Below are 17,731 nucleotides of genomic sequence, written 5' to 3' on the forward strand. Positions count from 1 at the left end.
GGAGCGACGGAGGGGCGCCTTGTAAGCTCGTCGGCGGTAGCGTGTCCGAGCGGCCGAAGGAGCGCGCCTCGAAAGCGCGTGAGGTGCAAGCCTCCGTGGGTTCAAATCCCACCGCTACCGCTTGCGAGGGCCGGGCCCGTCGAGGGCCCGGCCCTCGTGCGTGGATCACCCGTCGTGCCGGACGGCCAGCTCGAACAACTCTGGCGGGTCCAGCACGTCGCGCAGCGCCCGCACCGCGGCCGCCGGGTCGGCCTGGCAGGTGCCGATGATCTCGTGTGCGACGCCGAGGCCCGCGGCGTCGACGATGCCCTTCTCGTTCAGCACCCACTCGCCGCGCTCGGCGAGCACGCCGTGGGCGGTCTGCGCGGTGGCCCGGGCCATCGTCCCCGCGGCCATCGCGACGTCGCCGCGCTCGGCGTACTTCTCCGCGTACGCGAGGGAGAACGCGCCGTTCCAGCGCCACCGCTCGCCCGCCACCACGCGCAGCGCGTCCGGGTAGGTCACCCGCGGCACCTCGCCGTGCAGCACCTGCGCGATCGCGAGCTCGCCCACCGGCGTGTAGGTGGGCAGGCCCGCGATGTGGCCCTCGACGTTGTCCATCTCGAACCGGCCGTCCTGCGCGTCGGCCCACCAGCGCTCGACGACGTCGAGGTCGCGCAGCAGCACGTCCACCGGTTGCCCCTCGACGGTGAGCCACGCCCCGCCGTTGACGATCCGGCCCCACTCCCCGGGCTGCGCGACGTGGCCGGGGAAGCCGAGGCCCGCGATGAGCCGGGCGTCGAAGGTGCCGCGGTAGTACAGGCCGATGTCCCAGTCGCTGTCCGGGCGGTGCGTGCCACGCGCCCTGCTCCCGCCGAGCACCACGGCGACCACGCCGGGCAGGGCGACGAGCTTCGGGACGATCACGTCGAGGACCGCCATGCGCCGATGATCCACCCTCACGGCTGCTGCAGCGGCACCCCGGCCGCGCACCGCGGGCAGCGGTCGGGCTCCCAGATCTCGTTGTCGCGGGTGGCGACCGCCTCGAGGGGGAGACCGGCCGACGCCGCCACCCGGCCGGGGGTGCGGCCGAGCGCGAGCAACGCCCCGATCGCCACCGGCCGCGCGCCTGCCTGCGCGAGCGCGGCGAGGGTGGCCCGCACGGCGGATCCCGCGTTCACCACGTCGTCCACGACCGCCACCCGCAGCCCGGCCAGGTGGGGCACCAGGGCGCGGGGGAGCTGGTAGGTCGCCGCGTAGAGGCCGCCGTCGCCGGTCGAGGTCCGCTCCGCGTGGCAGAACCGGGCCCCGAGCCGGGCGGCGACGACCTGGGCGAGGTACGCGCCGCCGACGAGCGGCCCGCACACGACGTCCGGGGCGTGCGGCCGGACCAGGTCGGCGAGCCGGTGCGCGAACGGCTCCACGGCCGCCGGTTCGAAGAACAGGGAGTCCAGGTCGAGCCACAGCTCGCCGTGGTGACCGGACTCCAGTGGGAAATGGCCGGTGCGCGCCGACAACAGGGCGAGCAGGCCGTCCGGGGCGGGGTTCGACGGCACGGCCGCGACGCTAGCCGTACCGCCGTCGCACCCGCCGGGTTTTCGCCGACGGAGAGCGACCGATCTCGGCACACCCTCACCACGGAGGGGGCCGACCTGCATAGAGTTCCGCCGCATGTGGGGGACCCGCAGACGCATCATCGGCACGCTCGCCCGGCTGCGGCTGGGGCGCAAGCGCCAGGGCAACACGGACGCCCTGCTGTCGGTGCTGCCCGACTCCGCCCTCGTGCCGCTGCAGCGTGACGGTCTGAACCCCGTGCCCGCGCTCGGGGAGCTCCGCGACCGCGAGCCGGTGAGCCGGATGAAGCTGCCCTTCGGCATCCGGGCGTGGCTGGTCACCGGGTACGAGGAGGCCCGGGCGGTCCTGGCGAACTCACCGGCGTTCAGCAACGACTTCACCAACCTGGTGGGCACCGTCGGGATCACCGCGGAGCAGAACCCGGGCGGGCTGGGGTTCACCGACCCGCCCGACCACACCCGGCTGCGCAAGCTGCTCACCCCGGAGTTCACCGGCCACCGGCTGCGCAGGCTCACCCCCCGCATCGAGGCGATCGTGGCGGGCCAGCTGGACGAGATGCAGGCGCTCGCCGAGGCGGGTCGTCCCGTGGACGTCCTCCAGAGCTTCGCGCTGCCGATCCCGTCGCTCACGATCTGCGAGCTGCTCGGCGTCCCCTACGCCGACCGCGACGAGTTCCAGCGGCTCTCGACCACCCGCTTCGACCTGCTCGGCGGCGTCACCGGATCCCTCGGCGCGATCTCCGAGTCCATGGAGTACCTGCTCAAGATCGTGCAGAAGCAGCGGGATGAGCCCGGCGACGGGCTGCTCGGCCGCCTCGTGCGCGAGCACGGCGACGAGCTGTCCGACCACGAGCTCGCCGCGCTCGCCGACGGCCTGCTCACCGGCGGGCTCGAGACGACGACGAGCATGCTCGCGCTCGGCACGATCGTGCTCGTGCAGCACCCGGAGACCCGGGAGGCGATCCGCACGAGCGACGACGCCGTCGACCCGTTCGTCGACGAGCTGCTGCGCTACCTCACGGTCGTGCAGGTCGCGTTCCCACGCTTCGCCCGGGAACGGGTGAAGATCGGCGACGCCACCATCGAGGAGGGCGACATCGTCCTCTGCTCGCTCAGCGCGGCGAACCGCGACGGCGGCCTCGACGACTTCGACCCGGGCCGCCCCGCCCGCCCGCACCTGGCCTTCGGCCACGGCCTGCACCGCTGCATCGGCGCCGAGCTCGCCCGCATGGAGCTGCGCACCGCGTACCCGGCGCTCGTGCGCAGGTTCCCCGACATCCGGCTGGGCGCCGAGCCGTCGCAGCTGCCGTTCCGGAAGCTGTCGTTCGTGTTCGGGGTCGACCGCCTGCCCGTCGACCTGGGCGTCACGGCTCCTCGACCCACACCGTGAACTCCACCGCCTGCGCGGCGAGCAGGCCGGTGATCCGCCAGCACCCGGGGGCGGGCAGGGCCACGGACGCGGGCCAGAACGACAGGTCGGAGGTGCCGAAGGCCTGGGCGAACCCGCCCACCTGACCCGGCGCCTCGCCCGCGGCGTCCACCCGCACCGCCGTGATGACCGGCGCCCCGCGCGACGCCGTCGGCGCGCCGTCCACCAGCGTCACCACCGGGAACTTCAGCACGAGCGCCTCCCCCTGCCGCGTCGGCGGGTAGTCGGGGACGGCCACCCAGATGTCGCCCTCGCCGTACCAGTTGCTGGTGGTGCCGGCGAGCGCGGCCGGGCGCTGCGCGGCCGGCGTGGCCACGGTCTCCACGCACGGGGCCGCGACCGCGGCGGCGGGCATGCCGGTGGGGTCCGCGGCCGTCGAGCACCCGGCGGCGAACGCCACCGCGGCGGTGGCGGCCAGGGCTCGGATCGGGCGCATCGCGGGATCTCCGTCGTCGGGGGAACCGACGATCCTACGGAGCCGGGGCGCCCGCGGCTACGAAACGTCGCCGGACCGACACTGATCGCTACTCTTCGCGTCGACCGGCTCGCCGAGGGTGCCGATCACCCCGCGATCAGCGCCGCGAACCGGTCGAGGTCGACGTTCCCGCCGCTCACCAGCACCCCGACCCGCTGCCCCGTGAGCTCGGGAGCCAGCCGGCGCACGGCGGCGAACGCGAGGCACCCCGTCGGCTCCACGACGATCTTCATCGTGGCCGCGAACACCCGCATGGCCTCGACGAGCTCGGCGTCGCTCGCGGTGACGATGTCGTCGACGTCCCGGCTGATGATCGCGAACGTGAGCTCGCCGAGGTGCTGGGTCTGCGCGCCGTCGGCGATCGTCTGCGGCGTGTCGATGTGGACGATCCGGCCGCTGCGGAACGAACGGAGACCGTCGTCGCCCGCCTCCGGCTCGACCCCCACGATCCGGCACGCCGGTGCCATCGCCCGCACGGCCAGCGCCGCGCCCGACAGCAACCCGCCCCCGCCGAGGCAGACGAAGAGCGCGTCGAGCTCGCCGACCTCGTCGATCAGCTCCATGGTCGCCGTGCCCTGCCCGGCGATGACGTCCGGGTGGTCGTAGGGCGGCACGAGGGTGAGCCCCTTCTCGGCGGCGAGGGCGCGGCCCATCTCGTCACGGTCGTCGGCGTAGCGGTCGAACCGCACGACCGACGCCCCGTACCCCTCCGTGGCCGCGACCTTGCTCTCCGGCGCGTCGTGCGGCATCAGGATGGTGGCCGGGATGCCGAGGATGTTCGCGGCGAGCGCGATCGCCTGCGCGTGGTTGCCCGACGAGAAGGTCACGACCCCCGCCCGGCGCCGCTCCTCGTCCAGCCGCGACAGCGCGTTGAACGCGCCGCGGAACTTGAACGCGCCCATCCGCTGGAAGTTCTCGCACTTGAAGAACAGCTGGGCGCCGACCTCGGCGTCGACGCGCCGGGAGGTCAGCACCGGCGTCCGGTGGGCGTGGCCGCGGATCCGCTCGGCCGCCGCCTGCACGTCGGCGAAGGTGGGTGGCGTCGGCATCGTCCTCCTGTCGTGTCGGCCCCACCGATCATCCGCCGGGCGCGCACAACGGACGGCCGCCGGGTCCGTCGCGGGGAGGACCCGGCGGCCGCCGGGAGCACAGGCCGGCCTAGCGGCGTACGGCCCGGCGGCCGTAGATCCCCGCGACGACCGTGACGCCGATGGCGGCGACGACGACCTGCATGATGAGTTCGATCCAGTCGATGCCCCTGGTGTCGGCCACCCCGAACAGGCCGGCGATCCAGGTGCCGATGAACGCGGCCACGATGCCGACCAGGATGGTCAGCCAGATCGGGATGTCCTGCTTCCCCGGCGCCACGAGACGGCCGAGGAAACCGATGATGGCCCCGATGATGATCGCGGTGATGATGCCCGTGACGGTCATCGCTCCTCCTGCTTCCCCCATGGGGCCGCTCCTGACGACCCGCTGCGGACCGTGTTCCCGATCTCGGCGGTCCTAATGCAGGAACTTCAGACCGACGACGCCGCCGACGATGGCCGCCAGGCACAGCACGCGGAGCACGGTGACCGGCTCACCCAGCACGGCCATGCCGTAGAGGGCGGTGCCGACGGCACCGATCCCCACCCACACCGCGTACCCCGTGCCCACCGGGATCTCCCGCAGCGCGTACGCCAGCCCGATCATGCTCAGCACCAGCGCGACCACGAAGACGATCGACGGAACGAGCCTGCTGAAGCCCTCCGAGCGGCTCAGCGCCGCCGCCCACACCGTCTCCAGGACACCGGAGACCACCAGCACGAGCCACGCCACGACACACCTCCCGGGGCGTCGTCTTGTCGACGGGTACGACGCCGCTCGTCCGGGGTGCCACGGATCGGGGACCCGCACGCAGGCTACCCCCCGCTCGCGCGACTACCGTGGCGGGCAGCGCCGACGGAGGGACGGGCGATGGCGGACGAGCACGCGTTCGAGGTCGGCGACGTCATCAGCCTGACGCCGCCCGGCTCCGACGAGGAGCAGCGGTTCGTCGTCGTGCGCGTGCGCGCCGACGGCGGCGTCGAAACCGCGGCGCTCCTCGAGGACCCGGAGAACCCGGACGCGCCCACCCCGTGGGAGTAGGCCCCCGGGACAGGAACGCCGGGTGGCCCTGCTGGACCGACCCGGCGTCACCTGCTCTCCCTGCGGAGGATGCGGGATTCGAACCCGCGAGGGCGTGAACCCAACACGCTTTCCAAGCGTGCGCCATAGGCCTCTAGGCGAATCCTCCGCCGAGAAGCATAACGGCTGGGCCGCCCGCCACCCGCGCGACCCCACTCCTCTACACTGGCTTGCGGACCCCGCGCGGCGTCTATCCTGTGAACCCCCCCAGGGCCGGAAGGCAGCAAGGGTCAACGGGCTCTAGCGGGTGCGCGGGGTCCCCTCACGAGAGGGCGGCGTGTGCTCGCGCTTCCAGCGCTTCGCCGGGTCTCGTTCGTCAGCGTCTTCCGAGGGCCGAGCCCCGGACCCCCTGCCGGAGGGGCTTCGGCTTCGCCCCCCGGACCCCCATCCGTGGTCCGCTCGGGCTCGTCGTCGGAGTCTCGTCGCGGGTTCCCGTGCGGCGTGGTGCCGTCCTCCCGCGCGAGGGAGTCGGGTACGCCTCTCGCACGTGGTTCCGCGCTCCGCGCCGTCGTCACCAGCGACTTCCACGCACTCGGGCTGCGCTTCACACAGCGCCGGCGGTGTGTGGCACACCCACGGTTCGCGAAGTCGCCCCGGGGACCTGGCTCGGCGCGATCAGCGCGCCGTCGACGGGCGGTTCGCACGGCGCGACGTGCGGCCCTCGTTCCCCGTCGTTCGCGATGTCGGCGATGGTGGGTAGCCTCGCGGCCGTGGCGCTGGCTCTGTACCGCAAGTACCGCCCGGCGAAGTTCGCAGAGGTGGTCGGGCAGGAACACGTCACCGAGCCGTTGAGCACCGCGCTCGCCTCGGGGCGCATCAACCACGCGTACCTGTTCTCCGGGCCGCGCGGCTGCGGCAAGACCTCGTCGGCCCGCATCCTCGCGCGCTCCCTCAACTGCGAGCAGGGCCCCACCCCCGACCCGTGCGGGGTCTGCGCGTCCTGCGTGTCCCTCGCGCCGGGCGGCCCCGGCAACATCGACGTCACCGAGCTCGACGCCGCCTCGCACGGCGGCGTCGACGACACCCGCGAGCTGCGCGACCGGGCCTTCTTCGCCCCCGCCGAGTCGCGGTACCGGGTGTTCATCGTCGACGAGGCCCACATGATCACCACGCAGGGCTTCAACGCCCTGCTGAAGATCGTGGAGGAGCCTCCGGAGCACCTCGTCTTCGTGTTCGCCACCACCGAGCCGGACAAGGTGCTCCCCACCATCCGCTCGCGCACCCACCACTACCCGTTCCGGCTCATCCCGCCGGGCACCCTGCGCAAGCTGCTCGAGCGGATCTGCGCGGAGGAGGGCGCGAAGGTCGAGCCCCCCGTCTTCCCGCTCGTGCTGCGGGCGGGCGGCGGCTCGGCGCGCGACACCCTCTCGGTGCTCGACCAGCTGCTCGCGGGCGCCGGGCCGGAGGGCGTCACCTACGAGCGCGCCGTCGCACTGCTCGGCGTCACCGACGTCGCCCTCATCGACGACATGATCGACGCGCTCGCCGCGGGCGACCGGGCCGCGGTGTTCGAGACCGTCGACCGGCTCGTCGAGGCCGGCCACGACCCCCGCCGCTTCGCCTCCGACCTGCTGCAGCGGCTGCGCGACCTGGTGCTCCTGCAGTCCGTGCCCGAGGCCGCCGAGCGCGGGCTCGTCGAGGCCGCCGACGACGAGATCGCCCGCATGGCCGAGCAGGCCGGCAAGATCGGCATCGCCACGCTCACCCGGTACGGCGAGATCGTGCACAGCGGGCTCACCGAGATGCGCGGCGCCACCGCCCCGCGGCTGCTGCTGGAGCTGCTCTGCGCGCGGATGCTGCTGCCCGCGGCCACCGACGACGAGGCGGGCCTCCTCGAGCGGATCGAACGGCTGGAGCGCCGCAGCGCCATCGCGGCCGCCGCGCCCGGGCAGGAGGAGCCGGCCGAGGGCGGTCGCCGCACGTTCCGCAGGCCCAGCGAGGCCGCCGCCGAGCAGGCGGCCCCCGCCGCCGCACCGCCGGCGGCCCGCCCGCAGGAGGGCACCCCGCCGCCCGCCCGGCCGCGGCAGGAGAGCGCGCCCGCCGAGCGCCCGGCCCGCCCGCCGCAGGCGCCGGCCGCGGCCCAGCCGCCCGCGCCGCCGCAGCAGCCGCCTCAGCAGCCCCCGGCCCGGCCGGAGCCGGCCACCGCGCCCGCGGAACGCCCGGCGGCCCAGGGCGGGGGGATCGACGCCGCCGCCGTGCGCCGCGTGTGGTCGGAGGTGCTCGCCGCCGCGCGCACCCAGAGCCGCAGCATCGAGGCGATGCTGGTCAACGCGTCCGTCCGGGCCGTGCAGGGCGACACCCTCGTGCTCGGCATCGGCGCGCCCTCGCTCGCCCGGCGCCTGTCCGAGCCGCGCAACGCCGACATCGTCTCCGCGGCGCTCCACTCGGTCCTCGGCGTGCGCTGGCAGGTGCGCTGCGAGGCGGGTGACGCCCCGGCGCCGCCCGCCGGCGGCCGCGGCGGTCCGCCGCGGCGGCCCGAGCCCCCGTCGCGCCCGCAGCAGGCGCCCCAGCCCGCACGCGGCCAGCGGCCGCCCCCGGTGCGCAGGCCGTCCGCTCCCGACGACGGCGTGCCGCTGCCGCCGGAGCCGCCCGACGACGACGTCCCGCCACCGGACGACGACGAGGAGGCGATGCTCGCCGAGGCCGCCGTGCCCGTCGCCGACGGGGAGCGCCGCGACCCCGAGGAGGTCGCGATCGAACTGCTCACCACCCAGCTGGGCGCGCGCGCGATCGAGCGGCCCTGACGACCGGGAGCGTCAGGGCTCCCGCTCGAGGAAGCCGAGCACACCCGCCGCGATCGCAGCGGCGTAGCGGTCGCGGCCGGACGCGGAGGACACCACGGCGGCCTCGTCCGGGTTGCGCATGTTCGCGCACTCCACGAGCACCGTCGGGCGGGTGGCGTGGTTCAGGCCGGCGAGGTCGGCCCGCGGGGAGAGCCCGTCGCGGCCGATGTAGTCCGAGTCCCGGAAGCCGCCCGCGCGCAGCGCGTCCCGGAGCGCGGTGGCGAGCTCGACGGCAGGCCCGGCCTGCGCCGGGTTGAGCGGCGGGTCGGCGTAGGCCACGTGGAACCCCGACGCCGTCGGCGCGGCCCCGTCGGCGTGGATCGACACCGCGGCCGCGGCCCCGGCCTCCTCCCCGGCGCGGCCCCGCTCGTCGACGCACGGGCCGACGCCGTCGTCGTCTGTTCGTGTCAACACGACGCGAACCCCCGCCGCCTCCAGCCTGGCCGCCACCCGCTGCGCCACGTCGAAGGCGAAGGCGTGCTCCGGGTAGCCGGCGTCGGTGGCGGTGCCGGTGGTGTTGCACGCTTTCTCGCCGCCGCGGCCGTCGGGGACGAGCCTGCGGATCGCGGCGGGCTCGGCCGCGTTGCGCCCGTTGTGCCCCGGGTCGAGCAGTACGACCGGCGGTGGCGCCGCAGCGCTGGTGGGTGCCGGGGCGGGTGTCCGCGGCGCGGGGGTGGCGGCCGCGCCCGCGCACGCGGCGGTGGTCAGCGCCGCCGCGACGGCGAGCACGGCCCGATGCGGTCTGCGCACGGCGGTCAGCCTGCCACCCCCGGCGGCCCCGCGATGGCCTAGCCTGGGCGGGGAGCCGGCCGTGCCGGCGCAGGCGCGATGCGAGGAGACGCTGGTGCAACCCGGTCAGCCCGACATGCAGATGATCCTGCAGCAGGCGCAGAAGATGCAGCAGCAGCTGATGGCCGCGCAGGCCGAGCTGACGTCCGCGGAGGTGGTCGGCCAGGCGGGCAACGGGCTCGTGCAGGTCACCACCACCGGCGCGGGTGAAGTGCGCTCGGTGCGGATCGACCCGAAGGTCGTCGACCCGGACGACGTCGAGACCCTGCAGGATCTGATCGTCGGCGCGCTGCAGGACGCCGCGCGGCGGGCGCAGGAGCTGCAGGCGGAGAAGATGGGCCCGCTCGCCGGTGGCCTCGGCGACGCAGCGGGTGGCCTGGGCCTGCCCGGCCTCGGCGCGTAACGTTCTGGCGTGTTCGAGGGGCCGGTTCAGGACCTGATCGACGAGCTCGGCCGCCTGCCGGGCGTGGGTCCGAAGAGCGCTCAGCGCATCGCGTTCCACCTGCTCGCCGCCGACCCGGCCGACGTCGCGCGGCTGCAGGACGCGCTGCAGAAGGTCAAGGAGGGCGTCCGCTTCTGCGAGGTGTGCGGCAACGTCTCCGAGCGGGAGCGCTGCCGCTTCTGCTCCGACACCCGCCGCGACCCCACCGTCGTCTGCGTCGTCGAGGAACCGAAGGACGTGCTCGCGGTGGAGCGCACCCGTGAGTTCAAGGGCCGCTACCACGTGCTCGGCGGGGCGCTCGACCCGCTGGCCGGCGTCGGGCCCGACACGTTGCGGATCCGAGAGCTGCTCGCCCGGCTGGGCGGCACCGGCCCGGCGGCCGACGAGACCGAGATCGCCGAAGTGATCATCGCGACCGACCCGAACACCGAGGGCGAGGCCACGGCGACCTACCTCGTCCGGCTCCTGCGCGACTTCCCCGGCCTCACGGTCACCCGGCTCGCGTCCGGCCTGCCGATGGGCGGCGACCTCGAGTTCGCCGACGAGCTCACCCTCGGCCGCGCCCTCTCCGGCAGGCGTGCCCTGAGCTGAGCCGGCCTACGCGAGCGGGTCGTGCAGCTTGCCCCGCTCCCGGAGCAGCCGGCAGGCCGGGCACCCCTCCGACTCCGCGGCCCGGATCAGCTGCCGCTCCCACTCGCCGAGCTCGCGGCGGCGGGCGGCGATCCGGTTCCACGCGTCCCGCTGGGCTCGCGCGTCCGCGTTGCCGATCAGGACGGCCAGCAGGACCAGCGCTACGACTCCTCCGATGGCGATGACTGCGATCCCGGTCATGGGGTGCCTCCTCGGGCCGTGACCCGATTCCGAGTCTGCTGTGTGATCGCGCTGCATGCAAGTGCACAGCGGGATTGCGGCGCGGAAGTGCAGAAGTGGTAAGTGTTCTGCACGACAGTCATGGCCATCGCGAGATGGCAGGAGTACGCTCTGCTGAACGCACACCCGACGGCCCGCCCGGAGGGCGCGCGCCCGGTGTCCAGCGCACCGGACGTCTGTACGCAGCTCAGGTCGACCCGAAGGGGTTCCGGCATGGCTAGCAGCCCTGTCCTGTCCCGTCGCACCCTCGGCAGCGAGCTTCGGCGTCTGCGCGAGGCGGCGGGGATCCCGGTGAGTCGGGCGGCGGAGGAGCTCGACTGCTCGGTGTCGAAGATCAGCCGGATCGAGACCGGGCTGTCCACTCCTCGTCGACCGGAGATCGACACACTGCTGCGCCTCTACTCGGCGCTCGACGCGCGCGACGAGCTCATTGCGCTGGCCGGCGAGGGCAAGCAGGCCGCGTGGTACGACTCGTACGGCGACCTGCTGGCCCCCGGCTCCGCCTTGCACCGCTTCATCGGCCTCGAGGCCGGCGCGTCCGCGCTCCGGCAGTACTCCCCGGGCGCCGTGCCCGGCCTGCTCCAGACCGAGCGCTACGCGCGTGCGGTCATCACCGCGTCGCAGCCCACCGTCTCCGGCGAGGCGCTGGAGACGATGATCAGGTTGCGGATGGAGCGCAAGAACGTCCTGCGCCGCGAGCCCGACCCGCTGCGGGTCGCCGCGCTGGTGGACGAGGCCGTGCTGCGCCGCCCCGCGCACGGACCCGGCGTCATGCGCGAGCAGGTGGAGCACCTGTGCCGCATCGTCGAGGACGAGTCGTCGTCGATCGAGCTGCGGGTGCTCCCGTTCTCGGTCGGGCTGCACGGCCTGCTCGGCGGCGGGTTCCAGATCCTGTCGTTCGACAACGGCGAGAGCGACGTCATCTTCTTCGAGGGCCAGGACGGGGGCGGCCTGCAGGAGAAACCGGACGTCGTGCGCGCCCACTCCGACCGGCTCGACACGGCGTGGAAGCAGGCCCTCGAGGGTCGCGAGCTGCTGAGCTTCCTGCGGGAGGTCGCCGACACCTACGACGAGTAGTGCTCGGATCACCAGCGCCGCCCGCCGACCCCAGGTCGGTGAGCCGGTGGATCACGCTCTGCCCTTGTACGATCACCCGATCGTACGACGGAGGGGTGGACCGTTGAGTGGTACGGAGTGCGAACTCGAGTTCGTAGGACGGGAGTACTGCAGCGTCGGCGACTGCATCGAGGCCGCCCGCCTCCCCGACGGCCGGGTCGCGCTGCGCACCACCCTCGATCCCGGTGCGCCGTTGTGGGTGGTCACCGCCGGTGAGTGGGCGCAGTTCCTCCGCACCGTGAAGGAAGGCGGCTTCGACGTCGTCTGACGGCGAGCCCCACCGGGGCCGCCCGTGCCCTCCGCTATCCTCCATCTCGGCCGTGCAATTGCACGGTTGATTTTCGACGGAGCGGCGGACCTGATGCCCACTGCGCAAGGACCTGCGGGGCCACGACGGCGCCTGGGCGCCGAGCTCCGCGAGCTGCGCCGGCGGGCGAAGCTCCAGCTGATCGAGGTCGCCCGCGAGCTGGACTGCTCGGCGTCGAAGATCAGCCGTTTGGAGAACGGCAAGGGCATCCCCCGCATGCCCGACGTGGTGGCGCTGATGGAGATCTACGGCGTCACCGACGCCGAGCGGCGCGAGCGGCTCACGCGGCTGGTCCACGAGAGCCGCGAGCAGGGCTGGTGGGAGCGCTACACCGACGGCGTGCAGGCCGAGCGATTCGTGATGAACGCCCCGGCCCGCTACACGGCGTTGGAGACCGAGGCCGTTCGGGTGCGCTCGTTCGAGGTCGCCTGGGTGCACGGGCTGCTGCAAGCGCCCGAGTACACGCGCGCCGTCCTGGACGCGTTGCTGTCGGAGCGCACGAGCGACGAGGTGGACCGGCTCGTCGAGCTGCGCCTGCGCCGCCAGGAGGCCCTCACCGAGCGGACGCCGCCGCTGGAGCTCGAGGTGGTGCTCGACGAGTCGGTGCTGAGCCGGGTGGTGGGTTCTCCGGCCGTGATGGCGACGCAGCTGCGCTACCTCCGGGAGCGGTCGATGCTGCCCAACGTCACCGTTCGGGTGCTGCCGTTCTCGACCGGGTTGCACCGCGCCCACGCGGGTCCGTTCCAGATCCTGGAGTTCCCGGACAACGTGGGGGGTGACGTCGTGTTCATCGAGGGCCCAGCGGGGGATACCTACGAAAACCAGTCCGATGTGGACCTGTATAAAGACGTCCTCGCGGACGTGGCGGATCGGGCCCTGGATCCGGACGCCTCGCGGGAGATCGTCCGTCGATACGAGCTCCAGCACGCTCCCCCGGAGGAAGAACGAGATGACCGAGCACACGGTGGCCGACTTCAGGACCAGTAGCTTCTGCTCCGGAGGCGACTGCGTCGAGGTCGGGGTGCTGCCGGGTGGTGTCGTCGCGGTGCGCGACACCAAGGACCGCAGCCGGGAGCTGCGGTTCAGCTCGCACGAGTGGGGTGCGTTCCTGGCCGGGATCAAGAGCGGCGCGTTCGAGCCCCGCTAGTGCTGGTCAGCGGTCCGGCGGCGGCCGACCCGCCGTCGGACGGCGGATCGGCCGGGGCCGCCGCCCGCGTCGGGGCGGCCCTGGCGGCCGCGCGATCACTCCCCGGGATCGCGCGGGCCTAGTCGTCGTCCCACGACTCGTCGTCGTAGGCGTAGGGGCCGTACGCGGCGTGGCCGTGCAGCTGGGGCTGCCGCGCCTCCCAGCGGGCGCGCCTCTCCTTCGCGATCCGCCGCCACGCGGGTGCCTGCGCGGCCTCGACGATGCCGACGACGATCGCGACCAGTACGAGAAGGCCGAGGCCTGCGACGATCAAGGTGATCACGGCGACGCCCCCCTCCGGTCGGCCGCGCAGCCTGCGGTGTGCTTCCCCAGTGACATGAGCGGGCTCCTTCCCGTGTTGCTGCCCTCGACCGGCGTGTTGCCGGACGTCGGTGGTGCCCCGGTGGCCCCGGGGCGGGGCGGTCCCTGGTGTGCAGGTGCTCCGCGATGAGTGCAGAACGGCGGAGGCGGGTACCGGACTGTCGTCACGGGCGGCCTCCTCTCGGGATGACCCGGCCGGCTCCCCCGGCGTTGGGGAAGGGGTGGCCGGATACGTAGATTGCCGCACGCAAGGTCTTCCTGCAATTGCAGGGCTGGTGTGTCGTGGACAATCACCCGACCGCACCAGCCGCCGACGGGCCGCCGCGGGCGGTTCGGGGGTTCCCGCTAGGCGGTCCGGGGGCACCCGGCGTCATCCGATCGTTAGGGGCTGTAGCGGAACCGTGACTCGATGACCTACCGATCGGTATCGCGCCGCACTAGGTTCCTGCGGGTCTCCTACGAAGAGGTGTTGCCCGCATGAGATCAGCAAGGCGATTCTCGGCCGCGTGCGTGGCCGGCGTGCTCGCGATCACCCTTGCCGCGTGCGCCGAGTCCCAGCGCGACTCCGGCTCCGAACAGGGTGGGGCCGGATCGACCGGTGGGACGATGGTGTTCGGGGCGGCCGGGGCGCCGCGCAGCTTCGACCCGCTGTTCGCCCAGGACGGGGAGACGTTCCGGGTCGCGCGGCAGATCTACGACACGCTGATCACCTACCGGCAGGGCACGGCCGAGCTGGAGCCCGCGCTGGCCACCAGCTGGGAGTCCAACGAGGACGGCACGGAGTGGACGTTCACCCTCCGCGAGGGGGTCAAGTTCCACGACGGCACCGACTTCAACGCCGAGGCCGTCTGCTTCAACTTCAACCGCTGGTTCAACCTGCCGTCGGCGGCGGCGCAGAGCCAGGCGATCTACTACTACGAGACGTTCGGCGGCTACGCCAACAACCTCATCGACGCGGCGGGCGAGCCGGTCTACAACTCCTGCGAGGCGCCGAACCCGACCACGGCCGTGGTCAAGCTGAACCAGGCCAAGGGTGCGTTCCCGGCGGCGTTCGGGCTGACCTCGCTGTCGATGTCCAGCCCCACGGCGCTCCAGCAGTACAACGGTGACGAGGTGACGCAGAGCGGTGAGGCGTTCACCTACAGCGAGTACGCCATGGAGCACCCGACGGGCACCGGGCCGTTCCGCTTCGAGAGCTACGACCGCACCAACGAGACGATCACGCTGGTGCGCAACGAGGACTACTGGGGTGAGCCGGCCAAGCTCGACCGGCTCATCTTCCGGGTGATCCCCGACGAGAACGCCCGCAAGCAGGAGCTGCAGGCCGGCACGATCGACGGCTTCGACTTCCCCTCGGCCGCCGACTGGCCCGCGCTGGAGCAGCAGGGCCACCAGGTGCTCGTCCGCCCGGTGTTCAACATCCTCTACCTGGGCATCAACCAGACGAACAACCCGGCGCTGGGCGACGTCCGGGTGCGCCAGGCGATCGCGCACGCGATCGACCGCGAGTCGCTGGTGCGCAACCTGCTGCCCGAGGGCGCGGTCGTCGCCACGCAGTTCGTCCCGGAGACCGTGGACGGCTACAACCCGGAGATCCAGCCGATCCCGTACGACCCGGACCGCGCGCGGGCGCTGCTGGCCGAGGCCGGGGTGTCGGACCTGACGGTCAACTTCTACTACCCGACCGACGTCAGCCGGCCCTACATGCCCAACCCCACCAACATCTTCACGGCGATCGCCGAGAACCTGCGGCAGGTGGGGATCAACGTGGAGCCGAAAGCGCGGCCGTGGAACGGCGGTTACCTCGACGACGTGCAGGTCAACGGCGTCCACGACCTGCACCTGCTCGGGTGGACCGGTGACTACAACGACGCCGGGAACTTCCTGGGCAGCTTCTTCGGTGCGCCGGGCCCGGAGTTCGGGCTCACGCTGCCCGAGGACTCGGCGATCATCGACGGCATCCGCAACGCCGATGCGACGGTCGGCGAGGAGGAGCACGCCGCCGCGTACCGCGAGGTCAACCGGGTGATCATGGAGCAGCTGCCCGGTGTTCCGCTGTCCAGCTCGCCGCCCGCGATCGTGGTGAGGCAGGGCGTGAACGGGCTCATCCCGTCGCCCCTCACCGATGAGCGGTTCCTCACGGTCAGCGTCGACTGAGAGGAGCTCCGAGTGGCACCGCCCGCGAGGGCGGTGCCACTCTCGGCGTCTCGATCGTCGGAGGGGGGACGATGCTGCGCTTCGTGGTGAGGCGCCTGCTGCAGGTGATCCCGACGCTCCTGCTGCTGTCGATCGTGGTCTTCGCCTGGCTCCGGTCGTTGCCAGGCGGCCCGGCGTCGGCGTTCCTCGGCGACCGCGCGACGCCCGAGAACATCGCCGAGCTGAACCGGGTGCTGGGGCTCGACCAACCCCTCTGGGTGCAGTACGGCCGCTTCCTCGGGCGGGTCGCGACGGGTGACTTCGGCACGTCCTCGATCACGGGTCAGCCGGTGCTCGAGGAGATCGGGCGGGCCCTGCCCGCCACCATCGAGCTGTCGATCGCCGCGCTGGTGATCGCCGTCGCGCTCGGCATCCCGCTCGGCTACCTCGCGGCGCGCCACCGCGGCCGCCCGCTCGACGTGATCACGGTCATCGGCACGCTCGTCGGCGTCGCCGTGCCGGTGTTCTTCCTCGGCTACGTGCTGAAGGACGTGTTCGCGGTCGACCTGGGCTGGTTCCCGCCGTCGGGGCGCCAGTCGGTGGCCGTGAACGCCACGCAGGTCACCGGCTTCGCGGTGCTGGACGGGATCCTGACCCGCGAGTGGGACGCGAGCCTCGACGCGCTGCACCACCTGGTGCTGCCGTCGCTCGCGCTCGCGACCATCCCGCTCGCGGTGATCGTGCGGATCACCCGGGCGTCCGTGCTCGACGTGCTCGGGTCCGACTTCGTGCGGACGGCGAACTCGAAGGGCCTGGCGCCGTCGACCGTCCGCGGCAGGCACGTGCTGCGCAACGCGCTGCTGCCGGTGTCCACCACGATCGGGCTGCAGGTCGGGCTGCTGCTCGCGGGCGCCGTGCTCACCGAGCGGGTGTTCGTGTGGGGCGGGGTCGGCACGCTGCTCGCCGACGCGATCACGTTGCGGGACTACCCGCGCCTGCAGGCCGTGCTGCTGCTCGGCGCGCTGATCTACGTGCTGGTCAACCTGCTCGTCGACCTCTCGTACGCGATCATCGACCCGAGGGTGCGGCTGTCATGACCGAGGACGGGCTATGACGACCACATGGCTGGAACGGCGCCGCAGCCGCATCGACGACCTCGCGGGCGGGCGGAGCCTCGGCGCCGAGGCGTTCCGGCGGCTGTGCCGGGAGCCGGCGGCGATCATCGGGGCGATCATCATCGCGGTGTTCGTGGTGGTCGCCGCGTTCGCCCCGTGGATCGCCCCGCACAGCGCCACCGAGGCGTTCCCGCAGCTGCAGGAGAACCTCCGGCCGGGGTCGATCCCCGGCCCGCAGGAGGGCTTCCCGCTGGGCAGCGACCAGCTCGGGCGCGACTTCCTGTCCCGGATGATCCTCGCCTCGCAGCAGACCCTGCTGGTCGGCGTGTTCGCGACCTTGATCGGGCTCGCGGTCGGCGTCGTGATCGGCACGATCGCCGGCGCGTTCGGCGGGTGGGTCGACACGCTGCTGATGCGGATCACCGACGTGCTGCTCGCGATCCCGAGCCTGCTGCTGGCCATCTCGGTGGCGGCGCTCGCGGCGAGCCCGTCGCAGACCACAGTGATCATCGCAGTGGCGATCGTGAGCGTGCCGATCTTCGCGCGGCTGCTGCGCGGGTCGATGCTCGCCCAGCGGAACAGCGACTACGTCGTGGCCGCGACCGCGCTGGGCGTCAAGCGGCCCGCCGTGGTGCTGCGGCACATGCTCCCGAACGCCATCGGGCCGGTGATCGTGCAGGCCACCCTCACGCTCGCCACCGCGATCCTGGACGCGGCGGCGCTGTCGTTCCTCGGCCTGGGCGACGCCGACCCCGGACGAGCCGAATGGGGGCTCATGCTCGCCCAGGCCCAGACCTACCTCGACGTCCGGCCCGCCCTCGCGTTCTACCCCGCGCTCGCGATCATCGCGGTGGCGCTGGGCTTCACGCTGCTCGGCGAGTCGCTGCGCGAGGCGATCGACCCGAAGGGGCGCCGATGACGGCCGTGCGGCGGGCCGAGGACCCGCGCAGCCGGGCGACGGCCGAACCGTTGCTCTCCGTCCGCGACCTGCGCGTCACGTTCCACCGCAAGGGCGAGCCGGACACGGTCGCCGTCGACGG

Annotated in this window: 21 protein-coding genes, 2 tRNA genes, 1 other RNA gene and 1 riboswitch; of the genes, 14 read left to right on the top strand and 10 right to left on the bottom strand. The window is 73.2% G+C overall.

Features of this window, described 5'->3' with window-relative positions; genetic code table 11:
- The first annotated feature begins 35 nt into the window (after positions 1-35).
- A tRNA-Ser gene (locus VKZ81_RS12315) sits at positions 36-120 on the top strand.
- 45 nt (positions 121-165) lie between these two features.
- Here VKZ81_RS12315 and VKZ81_RS12320 read toward each other — a convergent pair.
- Together VKZ81_RS12320 and VKZ81_RS12325 are read right to left on the bottom strand one after the other, a co-directional pair.
- Entirely contained in the window at positions 166-921 is a 756-nt protein-coding gene (locus tag VKZ81_RS12320; RefSeq protein ID WP_324241635.1) for a nucleotidyltransferase domain-containing protein, read from the bottom strand.
- Between the two features lie 17 nt (positions 922-938).
- Positions 939-1,535 carry a phosphoribosyltransferase family protein gene (locus tag VKZ81_RS12325; RefSeq protein WP_324241636.1) on the bottom strand — a complete coding sequence of 199 codons (597 nt, stop codon included), beginning with the start codon at positions 1,533-1,535 and terminating at the stop codon, positions 939-941.
- Between the two features lie 115 nt (positions 1,536-1,650).
- Between VKZ81_RS12325 and VKZ81_RS12330 the strand changes: the two genes are divergently transcribed.
- On the top strand, positions 1,651-2,943 hold the full coding sequence (locus VKZ81_RS12330; RefSeq protein ID WP_324241637.1) for a cytochrome P450: 1,293 nt from the start codon (positions 1,651-1,653) through the stop codon (positions 2,941-2,943).
- On the opposite strand, the gene VKZ81_RS12335 is transcribed toward VKZ81_RS12330, so the two are convergent.
- From VKZ81_RS12335 to VKZ81_RS12350, 4 genes are all read right to left on the bottom strand, one after another.
- On the bottom strand, positions 2,918-3,418 hold the full coding sequence (locus tag VKZ81_RS12335) for a hypothetical protein (RefSeq protein WP_324241638.1): 501 nt from the start codon (positions 3,416-3,418) through the stop codon (positions 2,918-2,920). The genes VKZ81_RS12330 and VKZ81_RS12335 overlap by 26 nt on opposite strands.
- Before the next feature lie 125 nt (positions 3,419-3,543).
- Positions 3,544-4,506, bottom strand: a complete 963-nt coding sequence (locus VKZ81_RS12340; RefSeq protein WP_324241639.1) for a threo-3-hydroxy-L-aspartate ammonia-lyase — start codon at positions 4,504-4,506, stop codon at positions 3,544-3,546.
- 109 nt (positions 4,507-4,615) lie between these two features.
- Positions 4,616-4,891 carry a GlsB/YeaQ/YmgE family stress response membrane protein gene (locus tag VKZ81_RS12345; protein ID WP_324241640.1) on the bottom strand — a complete coding sequence of 92 codons (276 nt, stop codon included), beginning with the start codon at positions 4,889-4,891 and terminating at the stop codon, positions 4,616-4,618.
- A gap of 72 nt (positions 4,892-4,963) precedes the next feature.
- Positions 4,964-5,278 (bottom strand): DMT family transporter, encoded by a 315-nt coding sequence (locus VKZ81_RS12350; protein WP_324241641.1) that lies wholly within the window; start codon positions 5,276-5,278, stop codon positions 4,964-4,966.
- Positions 5,279-5,290: 12 nt separating this feature from the next.
- Positions 5,291-5,355, bottom strand: a riboswitch (guanidine-III (ykkC-III) riboswitch).
- Between the two features lie 61 nt (positions 5,356-5,416).
- Between VKZ81_RS12350 and VKZ81_RS12355 the strand changes: the two genes are divergently transcribed.
- Positions 5,417-5,587, top strand: coding sequence for a hypothetical protein (locus tag VKZ81_RS12355; RefSeq protein ID WP_324241642.1), 171 nt, complete (start codon positions 5,417-5,419; stop codon positions 5,585-5,587).
- A gap of 63 nt (positions 5,588-5,650) precedes the next feature.
- On the opposite strand, the gene VKZ81_RS12360 is transcribed toward VKZ81_RS12355, so the two are convergent.
- Positions 5,651-5,735: transfer RNA gene (locus tag VKZ81_RS12360), tRNA-Ser, on the bottom strand.
- A 62-nt stretch (positions 5,736-5,797) separates the two neighbouring features.
- On the opposite strand from VKZ81_RS12360, the gene ffs reads away from it, so the two are divergent.
- Together ffs and VKZ81_RS12370 are read left to right on the top strand one after the other, a co-directional pair.
- Positions 5,798-5,892: signal recognition particle sRNA small type (gene ffs, locus VKZ81_RS12365), an RNA gene on the top strand.
- Between the two features lie 444 nt (positions 5,893-6,336).
- Entirely contained in the window at positions 6,337-8,370 is a 2,034-nt protein-coding gene (locus VKZ81_RS12370; RefSeq protein ID WP_324241643.1) for a DNA polymerase III subunit gamma and tau, read from the top strand.
- A gap of 12 nt (positions 8,371-8,382) precedes the next feature.
- Here the strand turns inward: VKZ81_RS12370 and VKZ81_RS12375 are convergent, their stop codons facing one another.
- The gene (locus VKZ81_RS12375; protein WP_324241644.1) at positions 8,383-9,159 is read right to left on the bottom strand and encodes an N-acetylmuramoyl-L-alanine amidase; all 777 of its coding nucleotides are present in this window, start codon (positions 9,157-9,159) and stop codon (positions 8,383-8,385) included.
- Positions 9,160-9,253: 94 nt separating this feature from the next.
- Here VKZ81_RS12375 and VKZ81_RS12380 point away from each other — a divergent pair, with 94 nt between their 5' ends.
- On the top strand, positions 9,254-9,601 hold the full coding sequence (locus VKZ81_RS12380) for a YbaB/EbfC family nucleoid-associated protein (RefSeq protein ID WP_324241645.1): 348 nt from the start codon (positions 9,254-9,256) through the stop codon (positions 9,599-9,601).
- A gap of 9 nt (positions 9,602-9,610) precedes the next feature.
- A complete protein-coding gene (recR, locus tag VKZ81_RS12385; RefSeq protein ID WP_324241646.1) occupies positions 9,611-10,231 on the top strand; it encodes a recombination mediator RecR in 621 nt (206 codons plus the stop codon).
- 6 nt (positions 10,232-10,237) lie between these two features.
- Here the strand turns inward: recR and VKZ81_RS12390 are convergent, their stop codons facing one another.
- Entirely contained in the window at positions 10,238-10,471 is a 234-nt protein-coding gene (locus VKZ81_RS12390) for a hypothetical protein (RefSeq protein WP_324241647.1), read from the bottom strand.
- A gap of 252 nt (positions 10,472-10,723) precedes the next feature.
- Between VKZ81_RS12390 and VKZ81_RS12395 the strand changes: the two genes are divergently transcribed.
- The 4 genes from VKZ81_RS12395 to VKZ81_RS12410 all read left to right on the top strand — a co-directional run bounded on the left by VKZ81_RS12395 (position 10,724) and on the right by VKZ81_RS12410 (position 13,080).
- Positions 10,724-11,587, top strand: a complete 864-nt coding sequence (locus VKZ81_RS12395) for a helix-turn-helix domain-containing protein (protein ID WP_324241648.1) — start codon at positions 10,724-10,726, stop codon at positions 11,585-11,587.
- Positions 11,588-11,690: 103 nt separating this feature from the next.
- Positions 11,691-11,894: a DUF397 domain-containing protein gene (locus tag VKZ81_RS12400; protein WP_324241649.1), complete on the top strand. Its 204-nt coding sequence runs from the start codon at positions 11,691-11,693 to the stop codon at positions 11,892-11,894.
- Positions 11,895-11,987: 93 nt separating this feature from the next.
- Positions 11,988-12,920 (top strand): helix-turn-helix domain-containing protein, encoded by a 933-nt coding sequence (locus tag VKZ81_RS12405; RefSeq protein ID WP_324241650.1) that lies wholly within the window; start codon positions 11,988-11,990, stop codon positions 12,918-12,920.
- Between the two features lie 34 nt (positions 12,921-12,954).
- Positions 12,955-13,080 carry a DUF397 domain-containing protein gene (locus VKZ81_RS12410; RefSeq protein ID WP_324241651.1) on the top strand — a complete coding sequence of 42 codons (126 nt, stop codon included), beginning with the start codon at positions 12,955-12,957 and terminating at the stop codon, positions 13,078-13,080.
- Between the two features lie 118 nt (positions 13,081-13,198).
- Here the strand turns inward: VKZ81_RS12410 and VKZ81_RS12415 are convergent, their stop codons facing one another.
- Complete coding sequence (locus VKZ81_RS12415) at positions 13,199-13,402, bottom strand: hypothetical protein (protein ID WP_324241652.1); 204 nt, start codon at positions 13,400-13,402, stop codon at positions 13,199-13,201.
- Positions 13,403-13,917: 515 nt separating this feature from the next.
- On the opposite strand from VKZ81_RS12415, the gene VKZ81_RS12420 reads away from it, so the two are divergent.
- The 3 genes from VKZ81_RS12420 to VKZ81_RS12430 all read left to right on the top strand — a co-directional run bounded on the left by VKZ81_RS12420 (position 13,918) and on the right by VKZ81_RS12430 (position 17,610).
- Positions 13,918-15,597 (top strand): ABC transporter substrate-binding protein, encoded by a 1,680-nt coding sequence (locus VKZ81_RS12420; RefSeq protein ID WP_324241653.1) that lies wholly within the window; start codon positions 13,918-13,920, stop codon positions 15,595-15,597.
- A 71-nt stretch (positions 15,598-15,668) separates the two neighbouring features.
- Positions 15,669-16,673: an ABC transporter permease gene (locus tag VKZ81_RS12425; RefSeq protein WP_324241654.1), complete on the top strand. Its 1,005-nt coding sequence runs from the start codon at positions 15,669-15,671 to the stop codon at positions 16,671-16,673.
- Positions 16,674-16,686: 13 nt separating this feature from the next.
- Positions 16,687-17,610, top strand: coding sequence for an ABC transporter permease (locus VKZ81_RS12430; protein ID WP_324241655.1), 924 nt, complete (start codon positions 16,687-16,689; stop codon positions 17,608-17,610).
- Positions 17,611-17,731: the final 121 nt, after the last annotated feature.

The organism is Pseudonocardia sp. (genome assembly GCF_035305885.1).
Classification (GTDB): domain Bacteria; phylum Actinomycetota; class Actinomycetes; order Mycobacteriales; family Pseudonocardiaceae; genus Pseudonocardia.

What these genes read in the sequence shown, in the direction of transcription:
- VKZ81_RS12395 (WP_324241648.1), top strand. Translation starts at nt 10,724, where the DNA reads ATGGCTAGCAGCCCTGTCCTGTCCCGTCGCACCCTCGGCAGCGAGCTT.
- VKZ81_RS12425 (WP_324241654.1), top strand. Translation starts at nt 15,669, where the DNA reads ATGCTGCGCTTCGTGGTGAGGCGCCTGCTGCAGGTGATCCCGACGCTC.
- VKZ81_RS12390 (WP_324241647.1), bottom strand. Translation starts at nt 10,471, where the DNA reads ATGACCGGGATCGCAGTCATCGCCATCGGAGGAGTCGTAGCGCTGGTC.
- VKZ81_RS12320 (WP_324241635.1), bottom strand. Translation starts at nt 921, where the DNA reads ATGGCGGTCCTCGACGTGATCGTCCCGAAGCTCGTCGCCCTGCCCGGC.
- VKZ81_RS12430 (WP_324241655.1), top strand. Translation starts at nt 16,687, where the DNA reads ATGACGACCACATGGCTGGAACGGCGCCGCAGCCGCATCGACGACCTC.
- VKZ81_RS12330 (WP_324241637.1), top strand. Translation starts at nt 1,651, where the DNA reads ATGTGGGGGACCCGCAGACGCATCATCGGCACGCTCGCCCGGCTGCGG.
- VKZ81_RS12405 (WP_324241650.1), top strand. Translation starts at nt 11,988, where the DNA reads ATGCCCACTGCGCAAGGACCTGCGGGGCCACGACGGCGCCTGGGCGCC.
- VKZ81_RS12335 (WP_324241638.1), bottom strand. Translation starts at nt 3,418, where the DNA reads ATGCGCCCGATCCGAGCCCTGGCCGCCACCGCCGCGGTGGCGTTCGCC.
- VKZ81_RS12420 (WP_324241653.1), top strand. Translation starts at nt 13,918, where the DNA reads ATGAGATCAGCAAGGCGATTCTCGGCCGCGTGCGTGGCCGGCGTGCTC.
- VKZ81_RS12345 (WP_324241640.1), bottom strand. Translation starts at nt 4,891, where the DNA reads ATGACCGTCACGGGCATCATCACCGCGATCATCATCGGGGCCATCATC.
- VKZ81_RS12340 (WP_324241639.1), bottom strand. Translation starts at nt 4,506, where the DNA reads ATGCCGACGCCACCCACCTTCGCCGACGTGCAGGCGGCGGCCGAGCGG.
- VKZ81_RS12355 (WP_324241642.1), top strand. Translation starts at nt 5,417, where the DNA reads ATGGCGGACGAGCACGCGTTCGAGGTCGGCGACGTCATCAGCCTGACG.